This window comes from Streptomyces pratensis, assembly GCF_037137275.1.
GTDB lineage: Bacteria > Actinomycetota > Actinomycetes > Streptomycetales > Streptomycetaceae > Streptomyces > Streptomyces pratensis_B.
Genome location: NZ_JBBBEN010000102.1, coordinates 411,150 through 427,088, shown reverse-complemented (window position 1 = coordinate 427,088; position 15,939 = coordinate 411,150). Strand labels below are relative to the sequence as shown.

The 15,939-nt window shown below is 72.6% G+C and carries 13 protein-coding genes; 2 read left to right on the top strand and 11 right to left on the bottom strand.

The window, feature by feature from the left end; genetic code table 11:
- Positions 1 to 61: 61 nt before the first annotated feature.
- The 10 genes from V9U70_RS28975 to V9U70_RS28930 form a co-directional block, all read right to left on the bottom strand.
- Positions 62 to 2,167 (bottom strand): phosphocholine-specific phospholipase C, encoded by a 2,106-nt coding sequence (locus V9U70_RS28975; RefSeq protein WP_336680041.1) that lies wholly within the window; start codon positions 2,165 to 2,167, stop codon positions 62 to 64.
- A gap of 146 nt (positions 2,168 to 2,313) precedes the next feature.
- Positions 2,314 to 3,822, bottom strand: coding sequence for an Asp-tRNA(Asn)/Glu-tRNA(Gln) amidotransferase subunit GatB (gatB, locus tag V9U70_RS28970; protein WP_336680040.1), 1,509 nt, complete (start codon positions 3,820 to 3,822; stop codon positions 2,314 to 2,316).
- A gap of 16 nt (positions 3,823 to 3,838) precedes the next feature.
- Positions 3,839 to 4,072 (bottom strand): hypothetical protein, encoded by a 234-nt coding sequence (locus tag V9U70_RS28965; RefSeq protein ID WP_336680144.1) that lies wholly within the window; start codon positions 4,070 to 4,072, stop codon positions 3,839 to 3,841.
- A gap of 5 nt (positions 4,073 to 4,077) precedes the next feature.
- A complete protein-coding gene (gene gatA / locus V9U70_RS28960) occupies positions 4,078 to 5,580 on the bottom strand; it encodes an Asp-tRNA(Asn)/Glu-tRNA(Gln) amidotransferase subunit GatA (protein WP_336680039.1) in 1,503 nt (500 codons plus the stop codon).
- A gap of 5 nt (positions 5,581 to 5,585) precedes the next feature.
- A complete protein-coding gene (gene gatC / locus V9U70_RS28955; protein WP_003966094.1) occupies positions 5,586 to 5,882 on the bottom strand; it encodes an Asp-tRNA(Asn)/Glu-tRNA(Gln) amidotransferase subunit GatC in 297 nt (98 codons plus the stop codon).
- Between the two features lie 251 nt (positions 5,883 to 6,133).
- Positions 6,134 to 8,311, bottom strand: a complete 2,178-nt coding sequence (locus V9U70_RS28950) for a putative bifunctional diguanylate cyclase/phosphodiesterase (protein ID WP_336680037.1) — start codon at positions 8,309 to 8,311, stop codon at positions 6,134 to 6,136.
- A 355-nt stretch (positions 8,312 to 8,666) separates the two neighbouring features.
- Complete coding sequence (gene ligA / locus V9U70_RS28945; RefSeq protein WP_336680036.1) at positions 8,667 to 11,018, bottom strand: NAD-dependent DNA ligase LigA; 2,352 nt, start codon at positions 11,016 to 11,018, stop codon at positions 8,667 to 8,669.
- Positions 11,019 to 11,058: 40 nt separating this feature from the next.
- Positions 11,059 to 12,087, bottom strand: coding sequence for a methionine synthase (locus V9U70_RS28940; RefSeq protein ID WP_336680034.1), 1,029 nt, complete (start codon positions 12,085 to 12,087; stop codon positions 11,059 to 11,061).
- A gap of 85 nt (positions 12,088 to 12,172) precedes the next feature.
- Positions 12,173 to 12,862 (bottom strand): SDR family oxidoreductase, encoded by a 690-nt coding sequence (locus V9U70_RS28935; RefSeq protein WP_336680033.1) that lies wholly within the window; start codon positions 12,860 to 12,862, stop codon positions 12,173 to 12,175.
- Positions 12,863 to 12,885: 23 nt separating this feature from the next.
- On the bottom strand, positions 12,886 to 13,425 hold the full coding sequence (locus V9U70_RS28930) for an LOG family protein (protein ID WP_336680031.1): 540 nt from the start codon (positions 13,423 to 13,425) through the stop codon (positions 12,886 to 12,888).
- 95 nt (positions 13,426 to 13,520) lie between these two features.
- On the opposite strand from V9U70_RS28930, the gene V9U70_RS28925 reads away from it, so the two are divergent.
- On the top strand, positions 13,521 to 13,910 hold the full coding sequence (locus V9U70_RS28925) for a DUF427 domain-containing protein (RefSeq protein ID WP_336680029.1): 390 nt from the start codon (positions 13,521 to 13,523) through the stop codon (positions 13,908 to 13,910).
- Positions 13,911 to 13,940: 30 nt separating this feature from the next.
- Positions 13,941 to 14,741 (top strand): alpha/beta fold hydrolase, encoded by an 801-nt coding sequence (locus V9U70_RS28920; protein WP_336680027.1) that lies wholly within the window; start codon positions 13,941 to 13,943, stop codon positions 14,739 to 14,741.
- 16 nt (positions 14,742 to 14,757) lie between these two features.
- Here V9U70_RS28920 and mnmA read toward each other — a convergent pair whose 3' ends face one another.
- On the bottom strand, positions 14,758 to 15,891 hold the full coding sequence (gene mnmA, locus V9U70_RS28915; protein ID WP_336680026.1) for a tRNA 2-thiouridine(34) synthase MnmA: 1,134 nt from the start codon (positions 15,889 to 15,891) through the stop codon (positions 14,758 to 14,760).
- Between the last annotated feature and the right edge of the window lie 48 nt (positions 15,892 to 15,939).

Below are 15,939 nucleotides of genomic sequence, written 5' to 3'. Positions count from 1 at the left end.
ATGGCCAGTGAGCCGTGCGCGACACAGCGGGCCCTGTGACGCTCCGCTCCCGCCCGTGGCGTCAGCCCGACACGCTCGCGCGGCCGTTCTCGATGTGCCCCATGAGCCGTCGGTGGAAGCCGCTCTCCCCCTCGGCCGTGACGGCGAGGTCGTACCAGCCGTGGGCGTCGGCCGCGGAGTGCACGATCCTTCTGCTGCGGCCCGGCTTGACCGTGATCCGGCGGGTCCAGTCGCGCAGGTCGTCCTCGTCGACATAGCCCAGCGGCCGTACGAGGAAGGTCAGGGTGCGGCGGCCCGTGTTGCGCAGCGTGAGGTGGAGGTCGCGGTCGCGGACGTCGATCCGGGTGGCGAGCTCGGCGCCCCCGTCGGCCGGCCCGGCGAACTCGCGCCGGAAGCCGTTCGGTCCGGTGACGGTGAACCGGTACGCGTCCCCCGCCAGCGGTACGGTCCAGTGCGCCGAACCCCGTACGTCCCGGTGCTGCGGGGCCGGGAACTCCCCGGCGTACGGGTAGAGCGTGAAGTGCGCCGAGGAACGGCCGGTGTTGGAGAGCTCCACCCGCAGACCGCCCTCGGCCCTGCCGGCCTGGGCGTCGGGCTGGTAGGGCAACGGGCGCGCCGGGCGCGCGCCGGGCTCCTGCACCGGCGGCTTCTGCACGGCGGGCGGCTTGGGCTGCCAGCGCCCCCCGAAGGGCGGTATCATCCCGGGCTGCTCCACGGCGGGCTGCCGCCGGGACCGGGCGAAGTCGAAGGCGGAGGTGAGGTCGCCGGTGACGCGGCGCCGCCATGCGCTGATGTTGGGCTCGCGCACACCGGTCCAGCGCTCCAGGAAGCGGATGACCGAGGTGTGGTCGAAGACCTCGGAGCAGACGTACCCGCCGACGGTCCACGGTGAGACGACGAGCATCGGCACCCGGATTCCGAGCCCGGTGGGACGGCCGTCCCACCGCTCCTCGGTCACCTCCGGGGGCGCGACGGGCGGCGGGACGTGGTCGAAGAAGCCGTCGTTCTCGTCGTAGTTGATCAGGACGGCGGTGCGCCGCCACACGTCGGGGTGGTTGCCGAGCGCGTCGAGGACCTTGTAGAGGATCGTGGCGCTGTGCACCGGCGAGGAGACGCTCGGGTGCTCGGAGTCGATGGCCGAGGGCACCAGGTAGGAGACCTCCGGCAGCGTCCCGGCCGCCACGTCCCTGGCGAACTCGTCCGCCAGTGTGCCGCTCTCCACCCGGCGCAGCCCTCGCTCGAACAGGCTGCGCTCGCGCCGGGTGAGGGTGGCGACGCCCTCCTCCAGCAGCCCGAGCAGCCGCTCCCGCTCGGCTGCGGAGGCGCCACGGACCTTGGCGTAGAAGGCCTCCATGTAGGTGTGTCCGCCGGTCCGGGCGAGCGCCTTGCGCGCGACGGCCTTGAAGGAGGCGAAGAACTCGACCTGGTTGTCGGTGAAGTTCTCCCACTCGGTGTACGTGCGCCAGCTGCGGCCTGCGTCCTCCAGCCTCTCGGCGTAGGTGGACCAGTCGTAGCCGGGGTGGCTGCCCTCGCTGTACGCGTCGTTGCCGACGGCTCGCTTCCCGTTCGCCTCGAAGCCGGTCTTCCCGCTCCACAGGTGGTTGCGGTTGGGGCTGGTGGAGGTGTGGACCGAGGAGTGGTAGGCGTCGCAGACGGTGAAGGTGTCGGCCAGCTCGTAGTGGAGCGGGATGTCACGGCGGTCGTAGTACGCCATCGTCGCGGCGGTCTTCGCGCTGACCCAGCCGTTCATCCAGCCGCCGCCCCAGGCCTTCGCACCGCCGTTCCAGGAGTGGTCCAGCGCGCCGATGTACTGGAGGTCCTTCTTCTGCGCCTCGGCCGCTTCGCGCACCGGGAAGGGCAGGACCGAGCCGGAGGGGCTCGGCTGCTCGAACACCGTGCCGCCGGTGGGCAGCTCGATCGCGTTGCGGTCGCCGAAGCCGCGTACACCGCGCAGGGTGCCGAAGTAATGGTCGAAGGAACGGTTCTCCTGCATCAGGATCACCACATGCTCAATGGCTTCGAGCCCTCCGCGGCCGGACCCCGTGTGGGCGGGCTGCGCGGCGAGGGCCGCCTGGAGCGAGGGCGGCAGAAACGATCCGGCCGCCGCGGCGCCGAGCGCGCCGCCGCTCAGCGCGAAGAGCCGTCGCCGTGACATGTCCGTGGTCAAAGGGGCCTCCTGGTTCCGGTGGTCACAGCCCGGAAGCTAGCCAGACCAGGTGGCGGGGGGAAGGACTGCGCCCAGCCCGGTGGTGAACGTCCGACAGGCCGGACCGGAAAGTCCGACCGGGCCCTGACGGGGGCGGGGGCGGGCGGTCAGCCCTCGACGCCGAGCTTCTCCAGGATCAGCTCGCGCACGCGGGCCGCGTCCGCCTGGCCGCGGGTGGCCTTCATGACCGCGCCGACGAGCGCGCCCGCCGCCGCGACCTTGCCGCCGCGGATCTTGTCCGCGATGGCCGCGTTGCCCGCGATGGCCTCGTCCACGGCCGTGGACAGCGCGCCCTCGTCGGAGACGACCTTCAGGCCGCGCTTCTCGACGACGGCGTCCGGGTCGCCCTCGCCCGCGAGGACGCCCTCGATGACCTGGCGCGCCAGCTTGTCGTTGAGGTCGCCCGCGGCGACGAGCTCGGCCACCCGGGCCACCTGGGCCGGGGTGATCGGCAGCTCGTCGAGGCCGCGACCGGTCTCGTTGGCGTTACGGGCCAGCTCGCCCATCCACCACTTGCGGGCCTGGTCCGAGGGGGCGCCCGCCTCCGTCGTGGCGACGATCAGGTCGACCGCGCCCGCGTTGAGGATGGACTGCATGTCGTGCTCGGAGACGCCCCACTGCTCCTTGAGGCGCGCCCGACGCAGCCGGGGCAGCTCGGGGAGGCCCTTGCGGAGCTCCTCGACCCAGTCGCGGGCGGGCGCCACGGGCACCAGGTCCGGCTCGGGGAAGTAGCGGTAGTCCTCGGCGTTGTCCTTGATGCGGCCGGCCGTGGTGGAGCCGTCCTCCTCGTGGAAGTGCCGGGTCTCCTGCACGATGGTGCCGCCGGAGGACAGCACCGCCGCGTGCCGCTGGATCTCGAAGCGCGCGGCCCGCTCGACGGAGCGCAGCGAGTTCACGTTCTTCGTCTCGGAGCGCGTGCCGAAGGCCTCGGTGCCGTTGGGCCGCAGCGACAGGTTCACGTCGCAGCGCATCTGGCCCATCTCCATGCGGGCCTCGGAGACCCCGAGGGCCTTGATCAGCTCGCGCAGCTCGGCGACGTACGCCTTGGCGACCTCGGGGGCGCGGGCGCCGGCCCCCTCGATCGGCTTGGTGACGATCTCGATGAGGGGGATGCCGGCGCGGTTGTAGTCGAGCAGGGAGTGGGACGCGCCGTGGATACGGCCGGTGGCGCCGCCGACGTGGGTCGACTTGCCGGTGTCCTCCTCCATGTGGGCGCGCTCGATCTCCACACGGAAGACCTCGCCGTCCTCCAGCTGGACGTCCAGGTAGCCGTTGAAGGCGATCGGCTCGTCGTACTGGGAGGTCTGGAAGTTCTTCGGCATGTCCGGATAGAAGTAGTTCTTCCGGGCGAAGCGGCACCACTGGGCGATCTCGCAGTTCAGCGCGAGACCGATCTTGACGGCGGACTCGACGCCGATCTCGTTGACGACCGGCAGCGCGCCGGGCAGTCCGAGACAGACCGGGCAGGTCTGGGAGTTGGCGTCCTGCTTCAGCTCCGTGGAGCAGCCGCAGAACATCTTGGTCTTGGTGCCGAGCTCGACATGGACTTCGAGGCCCATGACGGGGTCGTAGGACGCGAGCGCGTCCTCGTACGACACCAGGTCAGTGACAGTCACGGTGAAACTTTCCCTCTCAGCCCAGCAGAACGTCGTCGTCGCCGAGACGCTTCAGTTCGCGATAGAGGATCGCGAGTCCGGTGACGATGGCGGCCGCGGAGACCGCTGCGTCGACGAGACGCAGCACGTCGTTGTCCTCGCGCGCGAGCTTCGCCTGTTTGGCGACGGTGATCGCGCCGAACGCGGTACTGCCGAGCGAGATGTACAGCCCGGTCTTGGACTTCTTGAAGTTACTGGCCTTCTTTGCCATGGCACTCACAGCGACGGAGCCTCCTCAAGCAGCGGGTGCCCCCACTTTTCCACGAAGGCGGCCTCGACGGCCGCTCCGACCTTGTACAGCCGGTCGTCCTTCATGGCGGGGGCGATGATCTGCAGTCCGACCGGCAGGCCGTCCTCCGGGGCCAGGCCGCAGGGCAGCGACATGGCGGAGTTGCCGGCCAGGTTGGTGGGGATGGTGCACAGGTCCGCGAGGTACATCGCCATCGGGTCGTCGGCGCGCTCGCCGATCGGGAAGGCGGTGGTCGGCGTCGTCGGGGAGACGATCACGTCGACCTGCTCGAACGCCTTCTCGAAGTCCTGGGTGATGAGGGTGCGGACCTTCTGGGCCGAGCCGTAGTACGCGTCGTAGTAGCCGGAGCTGAGCGCGTAGGTGCCCAGGATGATGCGGCGCTTGACCTCGTCGCCGAAGCCGGCCTCACGGGTGAGCGCGGTGACGTCCTCGGCCGACCTCGTGCCGTCGTCGCCGACCCGCAGGCCGTAGCGCATGGCGTCGAAGCGGGCCAGGTTGGAGGAGCACTCGGACGGCGCGATCAGGTAGTACGCGGAGAGCGCCAGGTCGAAGGAGGGGCAGTCCAGCTCGACGATCGTGGCGCCGAGCGAGCGCATCAGCTCGACCGACTCGTCGAACCGCTGGAGCACACCGGCCTGGTAGCCCTCGCCGCGGAACTGCTTGACGACGCCGACCCGCATGCCCTGTACGGAGCCGTTGCGCGCGGCCTCGACGACCGGCGGGACCGGGGCGTCGATGGACGTCGAGTCCATCGGGTCGTGTCCGGCGACGGCCTCGTGCAGCAGCGCCGCGTCCAGAACCGTCCGGGCACAGGGCCCGCCCTGGTCGAGGGAGGAGGAGAAGGCGACCATGCCGTAGCGCGACACGCCGCCGTAGGTGGGCTTGACGCCGACCGTGCCGGTGACCGCGGCGGGCTGGCGGATCGAGCCGCCGGTGTCCGTGCCGATGGCGAGCGGGGCCTCGTAGGAGGCGAGGGCGGCGGAGGAGCCGCCGCCGGAGCCGCCGGGGATGCGGGTGAGGTCCCACGGGTTGCCGGTCGGGCCGTAGGCGCTGTTCTCGGTGGAGGACCCCATGGCGAACTCGTCCATGTTGGTCTTGCCGAGGATGACGACGTCGGCGGCGCGCAGCCGCTGGGTGAGCGTGGCGTCGTACGGCGGGACCCAGCCCTCAAGGATCTTGGAACCGACGGTGGTCGGCATGTCCTTGGTGGTGAAGATGTCCTTCAGTGCGAGCGGGACGCCGGCGAGCGGGCCGAGCTTCTCGCCCGCCTCCCGCTTCGCGTCCACGGCGCGGGCCTGGGCCAGCGCGCCCTCGCGGTCGACGTGCAGGAAGGCGTGGACCTTCTCGTCGACCGCGTCGATCCGGGCCAGGTGGGCCTCGGTGACCTCGACGGCCGTCAGCTCGCCGGACGCGATCTTCGCGGCGATCTCCGCCGCGGTGAGCTTGATGATGGTGCTGATGTCCGTCATGGCGGTTAGTCCTCCCCCAGGATCTGCGGCACCTTGAAACGCTGCTGCTCCTGGGCCGGGGCGCCGGAGAGCGCCTGCGCGGGGGTGAGCGACGGACGGACCTCGTCCGCCCGCATGACGTTGGTCAGCGGCAGCGGGTGGGAGGTCGGCGGTACGTCTTGGTCGGCGACCTCGGAGACGCGGGCGACCGCGCCGATGATGTCGTCGAGCTGACCGGCGAAGTGATCGAGCTCTTCGCCCTTCAGCTCCAGACGTGCCAGCCGGGCGAGGTGGGCGACCTCCTCGCGCGTGATGCCAGGCATGCAGCGATCCTCAGGGGTTGGTGTGCGGTTTTGGCCCAATCCTATGGGGTCCTGGGGGACCGCATACCCCGCCCCGATCGGGCCACCCCGATTCCGGTCGGCGAGGGGCCGTCCGGCGGCCCGGGCGGGGCACACGCCCGGCCCTTCCCGGCCGGGCTCCGCGTCCTGGCCCCGGCCCGGCCCGGCCCGTCGCCCGTGCCCCGGTCCGGCTTCTCGCCCCCGCCCGGTCCGGCGGGCTCCGCAGGGCGGTCTCAGGCGCCGGCGGGCCCGGAGACCGCCCGGCCCGGCGCGGGGCTCTCGGCCTCCGCCGCACCGGTCATCGGGCCGGTGGCCGACCTCGTCGCCGCCGCGGCGGCGGCCGCCTGGGCCCTCAGCTCCGCGGGGCGCCGCCAGCCGTGCTCGCCGCGCGCCCGCAGCCAGGCCGTCGTCTCCTGGGGCGGCATCGCGGCCGCCACCAGCCACCCCTGCACCGCGTCGCACCGCAGGCCCCGCAGCCGCTCCCAGGTCTCGTCGTCCTCGACGCCCTCGGCGACGACGACGAGGCCGAGCGAGTGGGCCAGGTCGATCGTGCAGCGGACGATCTCCGCGTCCTCGTGGTCGACGGCCAGCCGGGCCACGAAGGACCGGTCGATCTTCAGTTCGCTGACCGGCAGCCGGCGCAGGTGGACCAGGGAGGAGTACCCGGTGCCGAAGTCGTCGAGGGACATCTTCACCCCGTGCGCGGTGAGCCCGGCCAGGGTGTCGGCGGCGCGCTGCGGGTCCTCCAGCAGCACATGCTCGGTGATCTCCAGTTGGAGCGCTCCCGCGGGCACACCGTGGCGGGCGAGCCGGGCGGCGACGCCGCCCGCGAACCCGGGGGTGTGCACGTCGCGCGGGGAGACGTTGACGGCGACGGGCACGAACAGGCCCTGCGCCCGCCACCGGGCGACCTGGGCCAGCGCCGTCTCCAGGACGTACTCCGTGAGGTGCGGCATCAGCCCGGACGACTCGGCGATGGCGATGAACTCGTCCGGGGGGACCCGGCCGCGCTCCGGGTGCACCCACCGCACCAGCGCCTCCAGGCCCGCGACCTGCCCGTCGAAGCGGACCTTCGGCTGGTAGTGCAGCTCGACGTCGCCCGCGTCCAGGGCCCGGCGCAGGTCCCCGAGGAGGCCGAGCCGGTCGGGGGTGTTGCTGTCCCGCTTGGACTCGTAGACCTCCACGCCCGAACGGTCCCGTTTGGCCTGGTACATCGCGACGTCCGCCCGGCGCAGCAGGCCCTCGGCGTCCAGCGCGTGGTCGGGGTAGACGGCGACCCCGGCGCTCGCCTCCAGGACGAGGGTCAGCCCGTCGAGGTCGAGCGGCGAGGAGAGCTCGGCGACCAGACGGCGGGCGACCTGCTGGGCGCTGGTGGTCGAGTCGGTGTGCGAGAGGAGCACGGCGAACTCGTCGCCGCCGAGCCGGGCCGCCTCCGCGCCGCGCGGCAGGGCGAGTCGCAGACGTTCGGCTATCTGGAGCAGCAGACGGTCGCCGGCGAGGTGGCCGAGGGTGTCGTTGACCGCGCGGAAGCGGTCCAGGTCGATCAGGACCAGCGCCGACCTGGTGCCGAGGCTCTCCGCGTCCTCCAAGGCCGCCCAGGTCCGCTCCAGCAGCCACTGCCGGTTGGGCAGCCCGGTCAGCGGGTCGCGCAGTTGCTCCTCCGCACGGGCCCGGGCGATCCAGAGTGTGGAGTCCAGGGCGATCAGCGGGACCGCGAAGAGCGGCAGCAGCAGGGGCATGGACATCGCGACGGCGCAGATCAGCGGGGCGAGCCCGAGGAGCGCGACCGCGACGAGCCCCTGCCTGAGCAGCGCGGTGCGGGCGATCGTCGGCAGTCCGCCGCTGTGCGGGGCGCGCGCGTACCACAGCAGGACCCGGGTGACGAGCAGATAGGTCGCCGCCGTCAGGAGCAGTTCCGGAACGGCCGCGATCCCCCAGTCGAGTGGCTGCCAGGGCTTCTCGACGGTCGGCACCTCGCCGAAGGCGGCCAGCACGAGGGCCGCCGCCCCGATGCCGAGGATGTCCACCGCGCCGTGCAGCAGCCCCTGCCACCAGCGGTGTCTGCGGGCGGTCCCGACGAGCACCACGACGGCCAGGCTCACCAGCCCGGCGGGGAGCCAGCCGTAGAGCAGCAGCACGGCGAGGGTGAGGGCGGCCCCTGAGCCGGTGCCGCCCCACCAGCGGTCGCGGCCGAGCGCCACCAGGTGGCCGACGATGATGCCGGTGAGGAGGGCGAGGGACCAGCCCACCGCTCCGTCCGGGAAGAGCGCGTGGCCCTCGCTCACGGTCCGGTAGAACCCGGCCGCCAGCAGTAACCCGGCGATCCCCACGACGACGGCGCCCACGGAGGGTGTGGGGCCGACGAAACCCTGCAGCCGCGACACCGGGGCGGCGCTCTCGGTCGGTTTCATTCCGTCCCTCTCACAGCCGGCGGTGCCGATGACCCTCGGTGGCGCCCGCTTCCATGGCGCCACGGCCCCGTCGAGCGGCCGTGCACGACAGGCGCATCTCTCAACAGTAGGCCGCGAGAGGCTCCCAGGGGCAGCGCTCCACAGCTCTTGCCCGCAGGTGAATCGACCGCCCGTGACATCTGCTGTGCGCCGAACGGGTGACGCAGGAGGGCCGTTGGGGGTCCCGCAGACCCTTCTTCACCTCTCTGCCCCCTTTCTTCCCCGTCCGGGCCGCGTCACTCCCGGGCAGCGTCTCGAAGGCGTTTCGATCCGGTGAACGGCGGACGGCCGAAGGGGCGCTGCCCGGGAGTCCTGGCTACTTGCCAGCGCTCTTGCGAACCGATTTCGGAGCGACGTGGGCTGCCGTGCCGGGGGCGGACTCGGGCCCGTGCTCGGGCGTGGCGTCGGCCGAGGGCTCGGGCGCGGCGTCGGCCGGGGGCTCGGGCGCGGCGGGCGGGGCGGTTTCCGGCGCGGCTTCCGGCGCCGGCAGGGCCGCCTCCCTGGCCTGGTCAGGTCCCTGTCCGAGCAGGATCGCGAATCCGTCCTCGTCCAGCACGGGGACCTTCAGCTGCATCGCCTTGTCGTACTTGGACCCGGGGTTCTCGCCGACGACCACGAAGGCGGTCTTCTTCGACACCGACCCGGCGACCTTCGCGCCCTGCGACTGGAGCGCTTCCTTCGCCCCGTCGCGGGTGTGGCCCGCGAGGGTGCCGGTGACGACGACGGTGAGCCCTGCGAGGGGGCGCGGGCCCTCCTCCTCTTCGGACCCCTCGTCCGCCATCCGCACTCCGGCCTCGCGCCACTTGCGCAGGATCTCGCGGTGCCAGTCCTCGGCGAACCACTGTTTGACCGAGGCGGCGATGATCGCCCCCACACCGTCGGCGTCTGCCAGTTCCTCCTCGCTCGCCTCGTCGATCCGGTCGATGGAGCGGAACTGCCGGGCCAGCTCCCGGGCGGCGACCGGCCCGACGTGCCGGATGGAGAGCCCGGTCAGGATGCGGGCGAGGGGGGCCTCCTTCGCGGCGGCGATGCCCTCCAGCATGGCCAGGGCGTTCTTCTTCGGCTCACCCTGCTGGTTGGCGAAGACCGTGGCGATCTTCTCCTCACCGGTCTTCGGGTCGCGCTTGGGCAGCCCGCTGTCCTGGTCCAGGACGTAGGCCCGGATCGGCAGCAGCTGGTCGACGGTGAGGGAGAACAGGTCGCCCTCGTCCCGCAGGACGGGTTCTGCGGGCTCCAGCGGCCGGGTCAGGGCCGCGGCGGCCACATAGCCGAAGTGGTCGATGTCCAGGCTCTTGCGCCCGGCGAGATAGAAGACCCGCTCGCGCAACTGGGCCGGACAGCTGCGGGCGTTCGGGCAGCGGAGGTCGATGTCGCCCTCCTTCATGGGGCGCAGCTCCGTCCCGCACTCGGGGCAGTGGGACGGCATCTCGAACGCCTTCTCGGTGCCGTCGCGCAGGTCCGCGACCGGGCCGAGGATCTCCGGGATGACCTCGCCCGCCTTGCGGATGACCACGGTGTCACCGATGAGGACGCCCTTGGCCTTGACCACGTTCTGGTTGTGGAGGGTGGCGAACTCCACCTCGGAGCCGGCCACTTCGACCGGCTCCACCTGGGCGTACGGGGTGACGCGTCCGGTGCGTCCGACGCCGACGCGGATGTTGACCAGCTTGGTGTTGACCTCTTCCGGGGCGTACTTCCAGGCGATGGCCCAGCGCGGGGCGCGTGAGGTGGAGCCGAGGCGCCCCTGGAGCGGGATCTCGTCGAGCTTGACGACGACGCCGTCGATCTCGTGTTCCACGGAGTGCCGGTGCTCGCCGTAGTACGCGATGAACTCCCGCACGCCCGCCAGGGAGTCGACGACCTTGTTGTGCCGGGCGGTGGGCAGGCCCCAGCCCTGGAGCAGCTCGTAGGCCTCGGAGAGTCGGTCGACGGTGAGGCCTTCGAGCGCGCCGATGCCGTGCACCACCATGTGCAGCGGGCGGGCGGCGGTGACCTTGGGGTCCTTCTGGCGCAGCGATCCGGCCGCCGCGTTGCGCGGGTTGGCGAAGGGCTTGTCGTCGGCGGCCACCAGCCGGGCGTTCAGCTCCTCGAACGCCTCCATCGGGAAGAAGACCTCGCCGCGGATCTCGACCAGAGCCGGGATGTCCTCGCCCCGGAGGCGGTGCGGGATCTCCGCGATCGTACGGACGTTGGGCGTGATGTCCTCGCCGGTGCGGCCGTCGCCGCGGGTCGCCGCGCGGGTCAGCCGGCCGTGCTCGTAGGTGAGGTTGACGGCGAGGCCGTCGACCTTGAGCTCGCACAGGAAGTGGTGGTCCGGGGTGCCGACGTCCTTGGCGACCCGCTCGGCCCAGGCCGCCAGCTCCTCGTCGTCGAAGGCGTTGTCCAGGGAGAGCATGCGCTCGCGGTGCTCCACGGAGGTGAACTCCGTGCGGTAGGGCCCCGCGACCTTCTGGGTCGGGGAGTCCGGGGTGCGCAGCGCCGGATGCTCCTCCTCCAGGGCTTCCAGCGAGCGCAGCAGCCGGTCGAACTCGCCGTCGCTGACGACCGGCTGGTCCTTCACGTAATAACGGAAGCGGTGCTCCTCGATCTCCTCGGCCAGCAGCGCGTGCTTCTCCCGCACGTCTGCCGGAACCGAGCTCTCCTGCTCCACCCGCTGTTCGCCGGCCATCGTCCCGTCCTCCCGTTAACCCGTGGGCCCGCGGTCCCCGTCACTCAGGGTTGTCCGCGAGCGATCTCGCCGCCCTGGCGCAGTGGGCGAGCGCGGTGCGGGCGTACGCGGGGGACGCCCCCGCGAGGCCGCACGACGGGGTGATCGCGACGGACTCGGCGAGAGTCCCCGGATTCAGCCCCAGCCTGCTCCACAACGTCCTGACCCCCATGACGCTACCGCCCGGGTCCGACAACGCGTCCGAGGCGGCGTCGGTGGAGGGCACCACGCCCAGGAAGAGCTGGGTGCCGGCTTCGACGGCTTCCCCGATGGTCTCCTCCTCACGCTCGGTGAGCAGGGAGAAGTCGAACGAGATTCCGTCGGCCCCGGCCCGGCGCAGCAGCGCGAACGGCACCTCGGGGTCGCAGGAGTGGACGAGCGTCGTCCCGCCCTCGCCCGCGGCGGCGAGGACATCGCGCAGGGCCGACTCGACGACCTGGCGGTCGACGGCACGGTAGGTGCGGTAACCGCTGGCGGAGCGGACGCGGCCGCGCAGGACCGCGGTCAGGGAGGGTTCGTCCAGTTGCAGCACGACGCGGGCGCCGGGCATCCGGCGGCGGACATCCGCCAGGTGGGCGCGCAGCCCCTCGGCCAGCGACCCGGCGAGGTCGCGGCAGGCCCCGGGGTCGGAGAGCATGGCCTCGCCGCCGCGCAGCTCCAGCCCGGCGGCGAGCGTCCAGGGCCCGGCGGCCTGAACCTTGAGCAGCCCCTCGTAGCCCTGGGTGAACTCCTCCAGGGCGTCCAGGTCCTCTCCCAGCCAGGACCGGGCGCGGCGGGTGTCGCGGCCCGGCCGGTCGCTGATCCGCCAGCCGCTCGGCTCCAGGTGACCGTACATCTCGACCAGCATGCCGACGGTCCGGCCCGTCATGTCGGCGCCCGGACCGCGTGCGGGCAGTTCCGCCAGGTACGGCATGCCCTGGCCGTCGGCGAAGGACCCGGTGACGGTCTTGGCCGCCTCCCTCGCGTCTCCCCCGGGCATCGACCCGATGCCGGTCGCCGGGCACCCGCTGAAATCGCTCTTCTCGCTCACACCGGAAGCCTACGGTCCCGGGCGCGCCGGGGGCGCGGCCGGGGCTCCGGTCCCGGGCGCGCCGCGGCCGCCCGCCCGCGGTGCGTCAGCGGCCGGGACGGACGGTGAGGTCGTTGACCTCGGCGTCGCGCGGCAGGTCGATCGCCATCAGGATGGTGGTGGCCACCGACTCGGGGTCGATCCAGCGGGCGGCGTCGTACTCCTTGCCCTCCTGCTGGTGGACCTTGGCCTGCATGGGGCTGGCGGTGCGCCCCGGGTAGACGGAGGTGACCCGCACCCCGTTGCCGTGCTCCTCGTGGCGCAGCGCGTCGGCGAGCGCCTTGAGGCCGTGCTTGCTCGCGGCGTACGCACTCCACTGCGCGTGGGCGCTGAGCCCGGCGCCGGAGTTCACGAACAGGACGTGGCCCTGGGCGACCCGCAGCTGCGGCAGGAGCAGGCGGGTGATCTCGGCGGGGGCGACCAGGTTGGCGTTGAGCTGGAAGTGCCACGTCCTGGGGGTGAGTTCGGCGACGGGGCCGAGTTCGACGACGCCCGCGACGTGCAGCAGGGTGTCGATCCGCTCGGGCATGGTCTGCTGGCCGAACGCCCAGGACAGCCGGTCCGGGTTGGAGAGGTCGCCCACGAGGGTGTGCGCGCCCGGGTAGCGCTCGGCGAGCTCCTTGGCGCGGCCGGCGTCGCGGGCGAGGAGGACGAGGTCGTCGCCCCGCTCCAGGAGGCGGCGGGCGACAGCGGCCCCGATGCCGGAGCCGGCGCCGGTGATGAGGTGGGTAGGCATGAGGCGATCCTAGGTCGGGCGCCTCACTGGAGACCGGCGGACTCCTCCAGGTAGGCGAGGGCGCCGACGCCGTCCTCGGCGAAGAAGACCAGCTCGGTCAGGGGGACGGGCAGGAAGCCCTCGTCCTCCATGCGCTGGAACTGCCGGCGCAGCCCGTCGTAGAAGCCCGCCGTGTTGAGCAGGACGACCGGCTTGGCGTGGTGCCCGTGCTTCTTCAGCTCCAGGATCTCGGTGGCCTCGTCCAGGGTCCCGGTCCCGCCGACCATGATCACCACGGCGTCGGCCTTCGCCAGGAGGAGCGCCTTGCGCTCGGCGAGGTCGCGGGCGAACACCATCTCGTCCGCGTCGGTCCGCGCCTTCGCCGCCAGGAAGTCGACCGAGACCCCCACGAGCCGTCCGCCCGCCGCCTTGACCCCGTCCGCGACGACCTTCATCAGGCCGCTCTCCGATCCGCCCCAGACCAGGGTGTGACCGCCCCTGCCGAGCAGTTCGGCGAACTCGCGGGCGGGCACGGTGTAGCGGTCGTCGAGGTCGGCGGCGGAGAGGAAGACGCAGATGTTCATGGGCTCACCGTACGACCCGCCTCGGACACTCCCCCGTCGCGGTCACGGTCCTGGGGCCGGGGAAGATTCCGGGCCCGCAGGCCGCTGAACCCCGTATGACTTCCATCCGAGGACACCGCATCACCGTCGAGCAGGGCACGGAGCACGTCCGGGCGGTGCACGACGGGCAGGTGCTGGCCGAGAGCCACCGCCCGCTCGTGCTCCGCGAGACGGGCTGCCCGGCCCGCTACTACCTGCCGCCGAAGGACGTGCGTACCGATCTGCTCAGCCCGTCGGACACCCGTACCCACTGCCCGTTCAAGGGAGACGCCTCCTACTGGTCGCTCCCCGGCGCGGCCGACCTGGTCTGGGCCTATCCCGAGCCGAAGGCCGACGTCGCCGCGATCAAGGGCCACTTCTGCTTCTACGCCACCGAGACGGTGCCGGACCCCGTGGAGGGGGCCGTGCCGGATGCGCCGGGAAGTTCCTCTCCGCCGGAGCGATGAGTTTCCCGGCCCGCCCCGGTCTCCTCTCCCATGGACAGGATTCTCTCCGCCGACGGCACGCCGATCGCCTTTCGCCGCCAGGGCGAGGGGCCGCCGCTGGTGCTGGTCGGCGGGGCGCTGAGCACCGCGGCGAGCGACGCGGCGCTCGCCGCCCTGCTGGCCCCGCGCTTCACGGTGGTCACCTACGACCGGCGGGGCCGGGGCTCCAGCGGTGACACCCGGCCCGCGGCGGTGGGCCGGGAGATCGACGATCTGGCCGCCGTCGTCGACGCGGCCGGGCCGCGGGCCTCGGTCTTCGGGACGGCGTCCGGCGGGGCGCTGGCCCTGGAGGCGGCGGCCGCCGGGCTGCCCGCGGGCCTGCTCGCCGTCTATGAGCCGCCCTACGCCCCGGGCGCGTCCGGCACGTCGGCCAGGGCCCGCCGCACGGCCCGGCTGAACCGGTCGCTGGCGGCCGGGGACCGGGGCGGGGCGGTGGAGCTGTTCCTGGCCGCGACGGGCGTCGACGCGGGGACGCTCGCCCGGATGCGGCGCGCGCCGCTGTGGGCCGGCCTGGAGGCGATGGCGCACACCCTGGCCTACGACGACGCCCTGCTCGGGGACGGGTCGGTCCCGGCCGAGCGGTTCGCCGCCGTCACGGCCCGGACTCTGGTGATCTGCGGCGGCTTCAGCGGCGCCCCGGCCCGTGCGGCGACCCGCGCCCTGGCCGAGGCTCTGCCGCGCGGCCGGCACCGCACCCTGACGGGCCAGATGCGCGAGGTGGCGCCCCAGGTGATCGCCCCGGTGCTGGCGGACTTCTTCGCCAGGAACGTGTACGCGTCACCGGCATTCTGAGACACGGGCCCCGGCGTCAGCCCGCCGCCGCCCGCTCGCGGCGCGCGGTCGTCGCGATGGTGGCGGAGCCGACCACCCGTGTGCCGTCGTACAGGACGACCGCCTGGCCGGGGGCCACGCCCCTCACCGGCTCTGTGAAGGTGACGTGCAGCTCGGCGCCGTCGACCAGCTCGGCCGTCACCTCGGTCTCGCCGCCATGGGCGCGGAGCTGGGCGGTGTAGGCACCGGGGCCGGACGGCGGCGTGCCGCACCAGCGGGGCTTGACGGCGGTCAGGGACGTCACGTCGAGGGCCTCCACGGGGCCGACCGTGACCGTGTTGTCCACCGGGGAGATGTCCAGCACGTAGCGCGGCTTGCCGTCCGGGGCGGGTCGGCCGATCTTCAGGCCCTTGCGCTGGCCGACGGTGAAGCCGAACGCGCCGTCGTGGGTGCCCAGCTTCGCACCGGTCTCGTCGAGGATGTCGCCCTCGGCGGGGCCGCCGAGACGGCTCGCCAGGAAACCCTGGGTGTCCCCGTCGGCGATGAAGCAGATGTCGTGGCTGTCGGGCTTCTTGGCGACGGCCAGGCCGCGGCGCTCGGCCTCGGCGCGGATCTCGTCCTTGGTGGTGAGGGTGTCGCCGAGCGGGAACATGGCGTGGGCGAGCTGCTTCTCGTCCAGGACGCCCAGCACATAGCTCTGGTCCTTGGCCATGTCGGAGGCGCGGTGCAGCTCGCGGCCGCCGTCCTTTGTGAGGACCACCGTGGCGTAGTGGCCGGTGCACACGGCGTCGAAGCCGAGGGCGAGGGCCTTGTCGAGCAGCGCGGCGAACTTGATCTTCTCGTTGCAGCGCAGACAGGGGTTGGGGGTGCGGCCCGCCTCGTACTCCGCGACGAAGTCCTCCACGACGTCCTCGCGGAAACGTTCCGCGAGGTCCCAGACGTAGAACGGGATGCCGATGACGTCGGCCGCGCGGCGGGCGTCCCGCGAATCCTCGATCGTGCAACAGCCGCGCGCCCCGGTCCGGAAGGACTGGGGGTTCGCGGACAGTGCGAGATGGACACCGGTCACGTCGTGGCCCGCCTCTACGGCACGGGCCGCGGCGACGGCGGAGTCCACGCCGCCCGACATCGCGGCGAGGACACGCAGGGGGCGCTGGGAAGTCTGAGTCATAGCCTCTCCAGGGTACGGGTCCCCGGGAACCGAACGCTCGCGGATGAG

Excerpts from the sequence above, each read along its gene's own strand:
- ligA (WP_336680036.1), bottom strand. The coding sequence starts at position 11,018 with ATGGCCGGCGAACAGCGGGTGGAGCAGGAGAGCTCGGTTCCGGCAGAC.
- gatA (WP_336680039.1), bottom strand. The coding sequence starts at position 5,580 with ATGACGGACATCAGCACCATCATCAAGCTCACCGCGGCGGAGATCGCC.
- V9U70_RS28965 (WP_336680144.1), bottom strand. The coding sequence starts at position 4,072 with ATGGCAAAGAAGGCCAGTAACTTCAAGAAGTCCAAGACCGGGCTGTAC.
- V9U70_RS28925 (WP_336680029.1), top strand. The coding sequence starts at position 13,521 with ATGACTTCCATCCGAGGACACCGCATCACCGTCGAGCAGGGCACGGAG.
- V9U70_RS28930 (WP_336680031.1), bottom strand. The coding sequence starts at position 13,425 with ATGAACATCTGCGTCTTCCTCTCCGCCGCCGACCTCGACGACCGCTAC.
- V9U70_RS28920 (WP_336680027.1), top strand. The coding sequence starts at position 13,941 with ATGGACAGGATTCTCTCCGCCGACGGCACGCCGATCGCCTTTCGCCGC.
- V9U70_RS28950 (WP_336680037.1), bottom strand. The coding sequence starts at position 8,311 with ATGAAACCGACCGAGAGCGCCGCCCCGGTGTCGCGGCTGCAGGGTTTC.
- gatC (WP_003966094.1), bottom strand. The coding sequence starts at position 5,882 with ATGCCTGGCATCACGCGCGAGGAGGTCGCCCACCTCGCCCGGCTGGCA.
- V9U70_RS28935 (WP_336680033.1), bottom strand. The coding sequence starts at position 12,862 with ATGCCTACCCACCTCATCACCGGCGCCGGCTCCGGCATCGGGGCCGCT.
- mnmA (WP_336680026.1), bottom strand. The coding sequence starts at position 15,891 with ATGACTCAGACTTCCCAGCGCCCCCTGCGTGTCCTCGCCGCGATGTCG.